A 13,284-nucleotide genomic window follows, 5' to 3' on the forward strand; every position below is an offset into this window, starting at 1 on the left:
GGCGTATCACGGAGTGCGCTAATTTAGGACACGCATCGTCCGGTTAATGGCAATGGACGCTTGCTCCCCCGCCAGATAGGTCCGCGCTCGATATGGTCACCCGGACCGTATCTCTATCAGGCAACAAGGGGCGCAATTCGGATGAAGGCGGGTTGGCGGGTTCCCGCCGGACGTTTCGCACTGATCGTCAGCGCGGCGCTGACCGGCACTTGCCTTGTCGCCTCCGTGCAAGCCGATAGCCCCACCGATGTTGCTTTGGCCGAAAGCCGGGCAGCCATGATCGAGCCGATCCTCGACAAGTATTGTTCGCGTTGCCACAACGATTTCGACAATGTTGCCGGGCTTTCCATCGCTGACCTGCGCGCGTCTGACATCGCGAACGGCCGCAATACCGAGGCATGGGAGAAAATCCTGCGCCGTGTCGCGTCGGGTGAGATGCCGCCGCATTCGAAGCCGCAACCCGATATGGTGCAACGGGCCGCGATGGTGGAGTGGCTTGATGCTGGCCGTGCGCAGTATGTTTCAGCCCATCCCGATCCCGGCAAGTCCGCCGTGCGCCGCCTGAACCGCATTGAATATGCCAATGCTGTCAGGGATCTGCTGGGGGTTGAGGCTGATGTGGCGCGCGATCTGCCGCCGGACAATTCCGGCTTCGGGTTCGACAATATCGCCGATGTGCTGAGCGTCTCGCCCACGCTGATGGAGCGCTATGTCGCGGTAGCGGGGAAAGTGGCCCGGCAGGCGACGGGGCTGGTCCCATCGCGGGCCTTCGTCACGACGTGGCAGGTGCCCAAGGACGGATCGGTGATGAATTCGGGCGTTCCTGCCTTTAACGAGCGGGCTGGCGGAGATTTGCCGCTGGCCTCGCGCGGGGGCACTGTCGTGCGCTATTTTGCGCGGTATGATGGCACGTACGATGTCGTTGCGTGGCTCAATTCGAACACGAACAACGAGACCGACCGGCTGACCGAGGACCGCTATACGCTGCGTCTTCCGCTGACGGCGGGGACGCACCGGATCAGCGTTTCGTTCCGCCGCCAGACCTGGCCCGATGAAAGCGTGCAGTGGCTGCGCAACGATACCGACTATGTGCCGTTGCCGCTCGACAAGCCGAAGCTGTTGCCGATGGACGTGTGGGTGGATGGCAAGCGTGCGGGTACGGTGCAGGTGCCATCGTGGCGGATGCACCCGCGCTATTCGCAGCGCAATTTCCCGCGTGACGTGCTGCAGGTGGATGTGGCTGGGCCTTACGATGCAAAGGGCATCACCGAGACGCCGAGCCAGCGCGCGATCTTTACATGCCGCCCGCGTAGAGCCGCCGAAGAAGCACCTTGCGCGCAGGAGATCATCGCATCGCTGGCGCGGCGCGCGTGGCGCAGGCCGGTCAGCACCGCAGAGGTCGCACCGCTGATGCGCCTCTATGGGGCAGAGCGGACGAATGCGACGTTCGAGCAGAGTATCGAGGTGGCCATTGAGGCGATCCTTGTTTCGCCGCAGTTCCTGTTTGTGGTGGAAAGTCCGCCTCCTGCCGGGATCATGGGCACGGCCTATCCAGTGTCTGACCTTGATCTGGCCACGCGGCTGGCGCTGTTTCTGTGGAGTTCGATCCCTGACGAGCGGCTGCTCGCACTGGCCGAACAGGGGCAGCTTCGCGCGTCCGGTGTTCTCGACGCAGAGATCGCACGGATGCTGGCCGACCCGCGCGCGCAAGCGTTGACCGAGAATTTTGCAGGGCAGTGGCTCTATCTGCGCAATCTTGATCAGCAGCGCCCGGATATCACCGAATTCCCCGATTTCGACACCCGCCTGCGCACGGCGATGGCGACCGAGACGAAGATGTTCTTTGCGTATGTCATGGGTGCCAACCGTCCGGTGACGGACTTTATCCGCGCAGACTACACCTTCCTCAACCAGCGGCTGGCCCGGCACTATGGGATCGGTGGGGTTAGCGGCACCGCGTTCCGCAAGGTGGCGCTTGATCCGGCCACCGCGCGCGGCGGGTTGTTGGGGCAGGCGAGCATCCTGACGGTGACGTCCTATGGCAACCACACGTCGGTGGTGAAGCGCGGCAAGTGGATTCTCGACAACATGCTGGCATCGCCGCCACCTCCGCCACCGCCCGATGTGCCTGCGCTCAAGGCGGAGCATGATGGGCGCAAGTTGACCGCCCGACAGCAGCTTGAACTCCACCGCGCCAACCCCAACTGCGCCGCCTGCCATGTAAAGATGGACCCGCTGGGTTTCGCGCTTGAGAATTTCGATGCGGTGGGGGCGTGGCGTACGGTCGATGCGGGGCAATCAATCGACAACACCGCAACCATGCCCGATGGCAGCACGATTACCGGCTTCACCGGCCTGCAACACGTGCTGCTGGATCGGCGTGACGAGTTTGCGCAGGCCTTTACCGAACGGCTGATGACCTATGCGCTGGCACGCGGGGTTGGCCCGCAGGACATGCCGGCGATCCGTGCGATTGCGCGCAAGGCTGCGCAGGAGGACTATCGCGTGCAGACCATCGTCAGGGGTATTGTGACCAGCCCTGCGTTCACCATGCGGAAAACCGCTGCGCTGCAAGTGGCGGAGGCAAGGCGATGATCCTGCGCCGCGCCCCCCTTTCCCGCCGCACGGTGCTGCGTGGGCTTGGCACCACAATGGCGCTGCCGTTCCTGGAAGCGATGATGCCCAGCGCGAAGGCTGCAGACGTGGCGCAGCGGCCCAAGCGGTTGCAGGTGTTCTACAGCCCCAATGGCATGACGATGGCCGAATACCGGCCAACCGGGACCGGTGGCGATTTCACCTTGCCGTCAACGCTCAGCCCGCTGGAGCCGCACCGCAAGGATATTCTGGTCGTCAGCGGCCTTGGGCATCCGCAGGCCGCAGCCTTTGGGGACCGGCCTGCCGGGCATGGCCGGTCTTGCCCGGCGTTCCTGACCGGTACGCATGCGAAGCAGACCGAAGGGCCGGACATTCGCTGCGGTGTGTCGATGGATCAGGTGTTTGCCGCCCATCTGGGAGACGCAACGCAAATCCCCTCGCTCGAACTCGGGATCGATCAGGCGAGCCTGCTGGGCAGTTGCGACATCAACTATTCCTGCGCCTATACCAACGGGATTTCGTGGCTGACGCCAACGGTGCCGCTGCCGGTGACCGCAAATCCGCGCGACGTTTTCGAAAGGCTGTTTGGCGATGGCGAAGCGCTGGACGAGACGAGCCGCCTTGCGCAACTACGGCGGCAAAGCTCTATCCTCGATTTTGTGCGCGAGGATGCAGCGCGGCTCTCGGGGGCGCTGGGGATGGAGGATCGCCATAAGCTTGACGAATATCTTGATGCGACGCGCGCCGTAGAGAAGCGTATTCAGCGCGCGCAAACCTCTCCGGCGGTGGCGCAGAGTACCACGATGCAGGCCCCGGCAGGCATTCCGGATGACTTTGCAACCCATGTGAAACTGATGATCGACTTGCAGGTCATGGCGTTGCAGGCTGATCTTACGCGCGTAGGCACATTCATGATCGGGCGCGAGATTTCGAACCGCACCTATCCCGAGATCGGCGTGCCTGATTCACACCACATGCTCAGCCACCACGGTAGCAGCGCGGAGAAACTGGCCAAGCTGGCGGTAATCAACCGCTATCACATGCAGTTCTTCGCCTACATGCTGCAGCGGTTGAAGGACACGCCCGACGGCGAAGGGTCGCTGCTCGATACCATGCTGGTGCTGCGCGGCTCGGCGTTTGGCGATTCCAACGACCATGATTTCATGGACTTGCCGGTGATCCTTGCGGGCGGGCTGGTGCAGGGTGGGCGGCATTTGGAGGTGGCGAAGGGGACATCCATGTCGGACCTGATGCTCGCGGGGCTGAACCTGCTGGGCGTTCCGGCAAAGAGCTTTGGCGATAGCAGTGGCCCGTTGAAAGGGTTGCGCGATGCTTGAACTTGTCGCTGGTTTGCTGCTGGCAGGCGCGATGCCGGTGGCCGATGCGATTGCGGCGGACGATGCGGCTGCCTTGCATGCTGTGCTCGAAGCAGGGGCCGATGCTAATGCAGCGCTGGACTATGGCGAAAGTCCTCTGGCTCGCGCGGTGGAAGTGCAAGACCCGGCGCTTGTTACGCTGCTGCTGCAACACGGCGCAAAGCCGAACGTGGCCGACGCCAACGGCCTGACGCCGCTGGCGCTGGCTTGCGAGCGGGGCAATCCGGCAATCGTTGCCGCGCTGCTCAACGCTGGCGCCGATCCACGCAAGCCGGGTGCTGAAGGCGCTTGGCCACTGGCGCTTTGCGCGCGGTTTGCGCCGCCTGAAGCCGTCGCGGTGTTGCTGGCGAAGGGCGCAAAGGTCGACACCCCCGACCCGCGTGGGCAAACCCCGCTGATGTGGGCTGCTTCTGCCGGAAAGGTTGAGGCGGTGGCCTTGCTGGTCAAGGCTGGAGCCAAGGTCAATCGCGTGACGCCTGGCGGCTTTACCCCGCTGTTCTTTGCCATCGCCGGCGGCAATGCCGATGCGGTGGCGCTGCTGGCCGAAGCGGGTGCGGACATTGGCTATCGCGGGCCTGAGAACACCAGCGCGGTGCAACTGGCGCTTTACCAGAAGGCTTGGGCAGCGGCTGAGTTGCTGCTGGCGCGGGGACAGTGGAACCTTGCCGAGATCGACCGCACAGGCAATAGCCCGCTGCACGTTGCCGCTGCTGCGGGGCAGGGGGCGCTGGTTTCGGCGCTACTGGCCAAGGGGGCTGATCCTAATGGCTTGACCGGACAATCGCGCATCACTTGGGTGACCGAGGCAAACTTTGGCGTTCCGCCGCCGCCAGTTCCGCCGACGCCGCCGTTACTGGCCGCCGCGCAGGCGGGGCAGGCGGAGACAATGCGATTGCTTGTGGCAGCCGGGGCGGACAAGGGGTTCGCCTTCGCGAATGGCACCAACGTCCTGCTGGCTGCGGCATCAAGCCAGAATGCGGAAGCTCTGGCCGTTGCCTTGGACTTTGTGCCTGACGTCAATTACGCTGATGCCAATGGATCTACCGCGCTACATCGTGTGCTTGGGGGCGCATGGCATCCCGCCCTCGAACCGATGTTGCGCCTTCTGGCAGACCGGGGTGCGCGGACTAATCTTGCGGACAAGCATGGACGGACTGCGGCGAGCATGGTCGAAAACGGTCTTGCCACCGTGCGTGAGACCTATTTGAAAGTGTTTCCCCAAATGCCGCCTTCTGCACTCGCGCTGAAACCGATTTTGTGACGAATACACCAAGACAGGACTTTGCCATGAACAAGCCCAGTTTCCGAACTTTTGCTGCGGCGCTTGCCGTGCTTGCTGCGGCTGGCGGCTCGTTGGCGGTGGCCGCGTCTCCCGCCGATACGATCGCCTTGCGCCAAGCCAACTTCAAGAAGATGGGCGGCGCAATGAAGGTGATCAAGGACGAGCTTGCCGGGAGCGCGAACAAGGCCAAGATGGCAGGCGCGGCCAAGACCATTGCGGCGATGGCGCGGGCGCAGGGGCCGCTGTTCCCCAACGGCACCGGCCCTTCTGCTGGAAAGACTGACGCTCTGCCAGCGATCTGGAGCCAGCGCCCGACGTTCGATGGTCACGCGAAAAAGTTGATCGCCGAAGCAGACAAACTGGTGGCCGTGGCAGGTAGTGGCAACGCAGCAGCCGTGGGCGTGCAATTCAAGGCTGTTGGCGGAACCTGCAGCGGCTGCCACAAGCAATTCCGCGCCGATGATTGATCGGCCTGCGGCAGGGGGAAAAGGGCGGTGACGGAAAAGGTCCGCGTGTGGGACGTGCCGGTGCGGCTGTTCCACTGGTCGTTGCTGGGGCTGTTCGCGTTCTCGTGGTGGAGCGGGGAAAACCACGAGATGGAATGGCACCGCCAATCGGGCCTCCTGATCCTTGCGCTGCTGCTGTTCCGCTTGTTCTGGGGCCTTGCCGGATCACGGACGGCTCGGTTCGCCCACTTTCTCAAAGGACCGCGCACCGTATTGGCCTATGCGCGCAAGGCTGCGGACGAACACGCCACCGACGGGCACAACCCGCTGGGTGGGTGGAGCGTTGCGGCCTTGCTGGCGGTGCTGCTGACGCTGGTCGTGGCGGGGCTGTTTTCGGTGGACGTGGACGGTCTGGAATCAGGACCGCTGGCCGACTACATCAGCTTCGATGGTGGCCGCACTGCTGCGGAAATCCATGAAGTGGCGTTCAACGTGGCGTTGGGGCTGATCGGCCTGCACGTCTGCGCCATCGGGTTCTATCAGTTTCTCGTCGGGCGCGACCTTGTCAGCCCGATGATTACCGGCAGGCGCGAGCGTGAGCAGGGTGAAACTCTCGACGATGTCCGCTGGTCACCCGTCCGCGCGTTGATCGGGCTTGTGGTGATCCTCGCGCTGGTCTGGGCCGTGTCGAAGGGCTTTCATTTCAACAGTGCGGGCGACGTGTAGGCCGGATCGTGTGCGAACGGCAGGGGGCGGCCCTCTCGCAGGGCGTCCAGCACCTGCGCAAAGCCAGTCTGGCAGCGGAAGCCAAGGCGGCGTTCGGCATGGCTGGCGTCATAGACCCGGCCAATGCTGCGTGGCAGGGTCCACCCGCGTGCGGCATAAAGGCTTGCGGCATCGGGGAAATAGCGCGCGATGGCGGCAGGCGCGTTCGCCTTCAGTTCACGCACGTCGCTACGGCTGAACGGTGTCGGCGCTGACAGCACGAACAGGTTGAACCCCAGATCGGGCGCGCGTTCCAATGCAGCGATGTGCGCATCGGCGGCATCCTCCACGGTCAGGCGGCGGTTGAGCAGTTCGTTGGCCTTCAGGTTTTCGCCCGATGGCTGGGCAAGCGTATCATCGTCTTCCGGGAAGAAACGCCCTGTACGCAGGACGACGCAGGGCAACCCATGCTCTTGCGCATAAAGGCGGCACAGGCCCTCGGCGGCAAGCTTGGTCACGCCATAGATGTTGCGCGGGGCGAGGGGGCCGGTCTGCTCATCAAGCCAGACGGCGGCATCGCCCGCTTCGTCGCGCACCTGCTGGCTGATCATCAGCGATGTGGTGGAGGTGAACACGAAACGGTCATGCCCAGCCGCCTTCGCCGCCTGCAACAGGTGCAGCGTCCCGGTGACGTTTACGTCGATAAAGGCCTGCTCCGGGTAGCGGACGATATCGGGCTTGTGCAGGGCGGCAGAGTGGATCACCGCGTCAATGCCTTGGGCGAAGGCTTGATCGATGACTGCCCGGTCCGCCACCGAGCCGACAATCTGCGTGTCAGGACCGGGGGCAATGTCGAGGCCGACCACCGCATGGCCTTGGGCGCGCAGGCGCGGTGCCAGATAGCGGCCCAGCCAACCCGTCGATCCCGTGAGCAGAACCCGCATGGGTTCAGGCAAGCCGTTCGGGAACAGCCTGCGCTTCTTCGGCCAGCGTATCGGCGGTCATGACCGCTTCCCACGGAAACACGAACCAGCGCTTGTCCTGCGCGCGGTCGATCTCCTCGGCGGCGTAATCGACCCGGGCCTGTGAACGGCAATTGTCCATCAGCACAGCAAAGCGCAGATTATCCTTGTTGCAGCCATACTCGGCCAGCAGTTTGCGGATGTAGACAATCGTGCCGCCGCTATCGTTGATGTCATCGACGAACAGCAGCCGCGTGCCATCCGCCGATTTGCCCGCAACCTTGCCCAGAAGTTCGTCGGCAAAGCCCGGCACTTTCGATGAATGGTCGATCGAGAGCATCGGAACTTGCAGTTCGTGGCTGATATAGACCGCCGGGACCAGCCCGCCACGCCCGATGCCGATGATGAAATCGGGCTTCCACGCATCGGCTGCCAGCGTGCGCGAAAGGCCGCGCACTTTGGTGAGGAAGTCCTCATAGGCGATGTAGTTGAGCACCGGAGCGGCGGAATCGGTCATGTCCGGAAAGTCCGTTGGCAGTCTGACAAGACTTTCAGGTATCGCCTTGCGCCGCGTGGGGCAATCGTGGTTCCCACGCCTTTTTGCGCCATTCCTATTGCACGACTGTCGCCGGATCGGACGGATAGGCCAACTGGCCGAACGCGGTCTGCATTTCGCCCAGCACGATGTCGGCGGCATAGGACGGCGGGCGCGCGGCGGCGGTGCAGAGCGCCAGCGTCATCGGGCGCAGTACCGGATCGGATATGCGGGTGAAGGACAGCAGACCCGCCTTGACCTCGGTCATCACATCAAGCGAGGTCAGGATGCCAATACCTACGCCCTGCAGCACCAGCGAAGTTATCATCTGCAGGTTGTTGCTGGTCGCCTTCTTGTCGAGCGTGGCGCGACTGGTCCCTTCCAGCACGGCGATCTGCTGGTGGACAGCCAGCGCGGGCGAGGGGACGACAACCGGCGAGCCGATGCAGGCTGAAAAGCGCGCCTCGGCTTGCTGGCCGAACGGGTGGCCCGCAGGCGTAATGAACCCGAGGTGGACATCGACAAAGGCGCGCACGGTGATGTCGCGGTAGGATTCGGGATCGAAGAAGATGCCGAAGTCCACCTCGTTGCTGGCAATCATGCGGCGGACCTGGTCGTTGCCGGTCACTTTCACGTCGATGGTGATACCCGGGTAGCGGCTCTGGATGGATTGGATCGCGGCAGGGATCGCGCCTTTGGTAAGCGCATCGATCACCGCGATTTCCACGTGGCCGCGTTTCAGTCCGCGCAAGTCCTCGATCTGGGCACGCACTTCGCTCAGGCTTTTCTGCCAGCGCCCACCGGCTGCCATCATGATCTCACCGGCTGATGTCAGCCGTAGCCCGGTGGGCAGGCGTTCAAACAGCGGCATGCCGATCTCTGCCTCGACGTTGAGGATCTGCCGGTCGATGGCCGACGCAGACACGTTCAGTTCGTCCGCAGCCTTCCGGATCGAGCCGAGGCGGCCGACGGCGATGAAATAGCGTAGGAAGCGGGAGAATGCCGGCACGGTGACCCTACCTAATTTTTGCAACACTGCGTCGGATTCATTGCGTTTGTAGCGGATAGGTCAAGTCCCTAGTCAATCGTCGTCGCATTTTTGGCGACGGAGGGTTCGCACATGACAGGGGGGAGTTCGGCAACGAGAAGGCGCGCGCGCATGCGCTCCGCGCTTGCCGTCGCGGCCCTGATCGTCGCCCCTGCCGTTGCCGAAGCTGAACCTCTGCCGCTCGATCCAGCGCGCGAGGCGAAAGTTGCGGCACTGTTTGAAAAGGCAAAGGACAGCCCGCCCGCGCTGCGCGTGTTCCTGCGCGGCATGCCCAAGGGCGGGGATCTGCACAATCATCTGGGCGGTGCGATTTATGCCGAGGACTTTCTGGAATGGGCCGGGGCCAAGGGGTTCTGCGTCGATGCCAGCGGCCTTGGTGTGGAGCCACCGCCATGCCCGGCTGAGCGCATTATCGAGCGTTTCGCTGTGGCGGACGAGTTCGGCTTTGACCGGCTGGTCAACGCCATGTCCACCCGCGGCTGGCAGCGCGGCGTGGGCCGCAATGACATTACGGGTCACAACCAGTTCTTCGGGGCATTCACCCGCTTTGGCCCGATCGCGGGTGAGACGGCAAAGATGCTGGTGGCGGCGCGGCGCATCGCTGCGGGCGATAACCTCTCCTACCTGGAACTCGATCACAACACCGCTGCGCTCACCTCCTCGGTGCCGTCTGCGCCCTCCGGCCTGCTGGTCGAGGCTGATCTGGCGGCACGCTATGCTGCTGAGGTAAAGGCGCTCGCACCCCTCCTGCCCAAGGCCAGCGCCGAACTTGATGCCGATGAAGCGGCGGCGGAAAAGGCGATGGCGTGCGGCACGGCGGCTGCCGAACCGGGCTGCAAGGTTGCGGTCCAGTACCTCTTTCAGGCCCTGCGGGCGCTGCCGCCCGGGCCGGTCTATCGCTCGCTCATCCTCGGCTTCATGATCGCCGATGCCGACCCGCGCTTTGTCGGCGTGAACATCGTCATGCCCGAGGACGCCTACCCGGCGCGGCGCGACTACAAGCTGCACATGGCGATGATCCGCTTCCTTGCTGCGAAATATCCGAATGTGAAGCTTTCGCTCCATGCGGGCGAAGTGACGCTCGGCCTCGTCCCGCCGCAGGATTTGCGTGACCATATCGCGCAGGCTGTGGCCGTGGGTGCCAAGCGCATCGGCCACGGCACCGGCATCGCTTTTGAAGACAAGGCTGAAGACACGATGGCACGCATGGCCCGCGATGGGGTGGCCGTGGAGATCAACCTGTCCAGCAACGATGTGATCCTTGGCGTGCAAGGCGAAGATCACCCGCTGAACCTCTATCGCACCCACGGCGTCCCCGTTGTGCTTTCGACTGACGATCAGGGCGTTCTGCGGTCAGACATGACCAACGAATACGTCCGCGCCGCGCGCGAACAGGGCCTTGGCTATGCTGACCTCAAAAGGGTGGCGCGCGCCGGACTGCACTATTCCTTCCTTCCGGGGGCCGCGCTGTGGAGCAACCCCGACCTGTTGAAACCCGTTGGTGCCTGTGCCGATCTGGCCACGCCCAGCTGTACCAAGTTCCTGTCCGAAAACAGAAAAGCACAACTTCAGGCCGACCTTGAACAGCGCTTCGCTGCCTTTGAAGAAGAGCGGCTGCGGCGGGCGGCAAAGCAATGAAGACGATGGGCCATTCAGGGCACCGGGCAACAAAGACTGACTAAGTGCGCGACTTGCGTATCGCCGCCACACTGACGGCGTGATCGAAAGGACGACAGCACGGGAAAGACGACAGGGAGAGGCGCGGTTCAACCATGCGCATCCGACCTTCCAGGAGGAGGCGGAGCGTAAAAAGCGTCCAAGGGGGGTACGTAAATGCAAGACCCGATTACATCCGCAGGAGCAATCCGGCACCGCACTGGCACGCGCTATCTGGCGCGGGGCCTCGCTACCCTGTTGGCCTGCACGGCGTTGACAGGCCCGGCCTTTGCACAGGAAGAGCCTCAGGCAAGTGCGGAACCGGACCAGACCATCGTCGTAACAGGTTCGCTTGGCGCCCTTCCCATCGACGATGTCGGCTCGATCTTCGGCTTCGACAAGACGCTGGTGGAAACGCCGCGTTCCGCCTCGACCGTCAGCCGGGAGCAGATCGAGCGCTTCGGGATCACCGAAATCTATGATCTCGTGTCGCAATCGCCGGGCGTGTTCACCAACTCGTTTTTCGGCGTCGGCGGGGCGCTGGATATTCGTGGCACACCGGGTGAGGTCTATTTTCGCGGTGTCCGCCGTCTGGATAACTCAGGCAACTATCCAACCCCGATCGCAGCATCGGACCGCATCGATATCGTGCGCGGGCCGGCATCGCCAATCTACGGCCCATCGAAGACCGGCGGCTACATGAACTTCATTCCGCTGTCGGCTCGCGCGGCAGGCGGCAAGTACCTAGGCACCGTAGAGGGCGAATTTTCGTACACGACGGGCAGCTGGGCGCGCAATGTGCTGTCGGCGCAGGTCCGTGGTCCGGGCAAGATCGGCGGGCAGGAATTCGGCTTCAGCCTCTACGGACAGGTCGAGGATTCGGGCAGCTACTACCGCAACATGGACACGAGCCAGACGGTGCTGCAGGCCGCGTTCGATGCTGATATAGCGTCCAACCTGCGGGTCGAATTCGGCGGTATGTATCACAAGTACAACGGCCAGCAGAACGGCGGCTGGAACCGCCTGACGCAGGATCTGGTCGACAATGGCAACTACGTCACCGGCGCGGCCAAGCCGCTCGATACCAGTGGCGATGGGCAGATTTCTCATGAAGAGGCTGCGGCCGCAAACGGCGGGTTCGGTCTGAACCCGTTCGGCAGCGCGTTCTGCAGCACTCCGCCGTTCTCCAATCCGTTCAACAGCGGGCTGAACGCAGGGTGCCTTGCCACGACATACTCCGACATGGGCCTGACCGGCGTTGGCACCACCAAACTCAGCCGCAAAAACACGCTGACTGCCGAGGACGACAAGCTCGATAACATCGCGCGAACCGGTTACCTCGACCTGATCTTTGATGGCGGCAACGATCTGGAGATCAAGAACCAGCTGTTTTACGATGGCTATGCGCACGACAGCGAGAACCAGTACGGCTTCTCGCAATTCCACAATTCCTATGTTATCGAAGACCGTATCGTCGTTTCGAAGAAGTTCAAGAACGAAGCCGGTACATTCTCGTTCCAAATTTCGCCGTCGATCCGGTACACGAACTTCGAACACGCTGATGACTTCAACTACGAATACTTCAATCGTGTCGATCTGAGCGTCGGTTACAACGCGCTTTCGGACCGGTTGCTTTCGACTGAATGCAACTGCAACTACACGTCAGCTAACGTTGGCCACTACACCGATTACGGTCTGGCAGGGCTTGCCGACTTCGATTTCGACTTCGGCCTCGATGTCACGCTCGGCGCGCGGTATGATCACATCGAAGTGACCACTGCGGACATTGCCGCAATTCTTGAGGATCCCTCGGGCGCAGGTTCAGCGAAAACCTCGAAGGGGGGCTGGTCATGGTCAGCCAGTGCCAACTATGAACTGCCGTTCGGCATCATCCCCTATGTCACCATTTCGCGGCAATCGACTGTGGTTGCCGGACAAGGTGCGGAAATCACGACGGCAGACGCTCTGTCTGGCGCCTTCATCAGCGCCTCCAAGCTTTACGAAGGCGGGGTCAAGGGCAGCTTCCTCGACAGCCGACTTTATGCTGCACTCTCGGTTTACAAGCAGACCCGCGTTGATCGCAACTCCCAGGCAATCGTCACCAACCAGGCGGTCGAAACCAAGGGTATCGAGGCCGAAATCCGCTGGTCGGTGGACCGGCACTTCCTGATTTCGGCCAACTATACCAAGACCAAGGTCGAGAACCTGACCGCGATCGGCGACGGCGTGCTGTTCAGCTTCTTCGGAGCGGAAGACCTCAAAGGCATCAATCCGGCGCTGTTCTGGGGTGGCCAGCCCATCGGGCTGGTGCCGATCCCCGACGGCAATGCATCGCGCCGTGCGGGCATTCCTGAGGATCTGTATTCAGCCACCGCAACCTATTCGTTCGATAATGGTCTGGCACTGGCCGGAAGCATTTCCCGGGTGCCTGCGGTGTTTTCGGGACAGTCGCAAGTGGTCAAGCTTCCGGCTTATACGCTGGTGGATTTGAGCGCGTCCTTCAAGACCGGGCCGTGGCTGTTCCGTGCCGTGGTGAAGAATGCCACGAACGCCAGCTACTTCCGCGCCAACTTTACCGAACTGTTCGGTGCAACGATTGCGCTGCCCGAACGGCCGCGCAACTGGCAGGCTTCAGTCGTCTACAAGTTCTGACGACCGATCTGTCAGAACCCCGGATGC

Annotated in this window: 10 protein-coding genes; 7 read left to right on the plus strand and 3 right to left on the minus strand. The window is 62.8% G+C overall.

Features of this window, described 5'->3' with window-relative positions:
- Window positions 1–141: 141 nt before the first annotated feature.
- From Q8R81_RS08965 to Q8R81_RS08985, 5 genes are read left to right on the plus strand one after another with little or no spacing between them, the layout of a single operon-like run.
- Window positions 142–2,595, plus strand: a complete 2,454-nt coding sequence (locus Q8R81_RS08965; protein ID WP_305617086.1) for a DUF1592 domain-containing protein — start codon at window positions 142–144, stop codon at window positions 2,593–2,595.
- Window positions 2,592–3,932 (plus strand): DUF1552 domain-containing protein, encoded by a 1,341-nt coding sequence (locus Q8R81_RS08970; protein ID WP_305617087.1) that lies wholly within the window; start codon window positions 2,592–2,594, stop codon window positions 3,930–3,932. The genes Q8R81_RS08965 and Q8R81_RS08970 overlap by 4 nt, the downstream gene beginning before the upstream one ends.
- Window positions 3,925–5,232, plus strand: a complete 1,308-nt coding sequence (locus tag Q8R81_RS08975) for an ankyrin repeat domain-containing protein (protein WP_305617088.1) — start codon at window positions 3,925–3,927, stop codon at window positions 5,230–5,232. The genes Q8R81_RS08970 and Q8R81_RS08975 overlap by 8 nt, the downstream gene beginning before the upstream one ends.
- A 26-nt stretch (window positions 5,233–5,258) precedes the next feature.
- Window positions 5,259–5,720, plus strand: a complete 462-nt coding sequence (locus Q8R81_RS08980) for a cytochrome c (RefSeq protein ID WP_305617089.1) — start codon at window positions 5,259–5,261, stop codon at window positions 5,718–5,720.
- Between the two features lie 27 nt (window positions 5,721–5,747).
- Window positions 5,748–6,425, plus strand: coding sequence for a cytochrome b/b6 domain-containing protein (locus Q8R81_RS08985; protein WP_305617090.1), 678 nt, complete (start codon window positions 5,748–5,750; stop codon window positions 6,423–6,425).
- Here the strand turns inward: Q8R81_RS08985 and Q8R81_RS08990 are convergent.
- The 3 genes from Q8R81_RS08990 to Q8R81_RS09000 form a co-directional block, all read right to left on the minus strand.
- Window positions 6,398–7,348, minus strand: a complete 951-nt coding sequence (locus Q8R81_RS08990; RefSeq protein ID WP_305617091.1) for an NAD(P)-dependent oxidoreductase — start codon at window positions 7,346–7,348, stop codon at window positions 6,398–6,400. The two genes, Q8R81_RS08985 and Q8R81_RS08990, sit on opposite strands and share 28 nt — an antisense overlap.
- 4 nt (window positions 7,349–7,352) lie before the next feature.
- Window positions 7,353–7,883: a phosphoribosyltransferase gene (locus tag Q8R81_RS08995; protein ID WP_305617092.1), complete on the minus strand. Its 531-nt coding sequence runs from the start codon at window positions 7,881–7,883 to the stop codon at window positions 7,353–7,355.
- 94 nt (window positions 7,884–7,977) lie between these two features.
- Complete coding sequence (locus tag Q8R81_RS09000; protein ID WP_305617093.1) at window positions 7,978–8,910, minus strand: LysR family transcriptional regulator; 933 nt, start codon at window positions 8,908–8,910, stop codon at window positions 7,978–7,980.
- Between the two features lie 150 nt (window positions 8,911–9,060).
- Here Q8R81_RS09000 and Q8R81_RS09005 point away from each other — a divergent pair, with 150 nt between their 5' ends.
- Complete coding sequence (locus Q8R81_RS09005) at window positions 9,061–10,587, plus strand: adenosine deaminase (RefSeq protein ID WP_305617094.1); 1,527 nt, start codon at window positions 9,061–9,063, stop codon at window positions 10,585–10,587.
- Between the two features lie 195 nt (window positions 10,588–10,782).
- Window positions 10,783–13,257: a TonB-dependent siderophore receptor gene (locus Q8R81_RS09010; protein WP_305617095.1), complete on the plus strand. Its 2,475-nt coding sequence runs from the start codon at window positions 10,783–10,785 to the stop codon at window positions 13,255–13,257.
- The last annotated feature ends 27 nt before the right edge of the window (window positions 13,258–13,284 follow it).

Source organism: Novosphingobium sp. (assembly GCF_030696665.1).
Lineage (GTDB): Bacteria > Pseudomonadota > Alphaproteobacteria > Sphingomonadales > Sphingomonadaceae > Novosphingobium.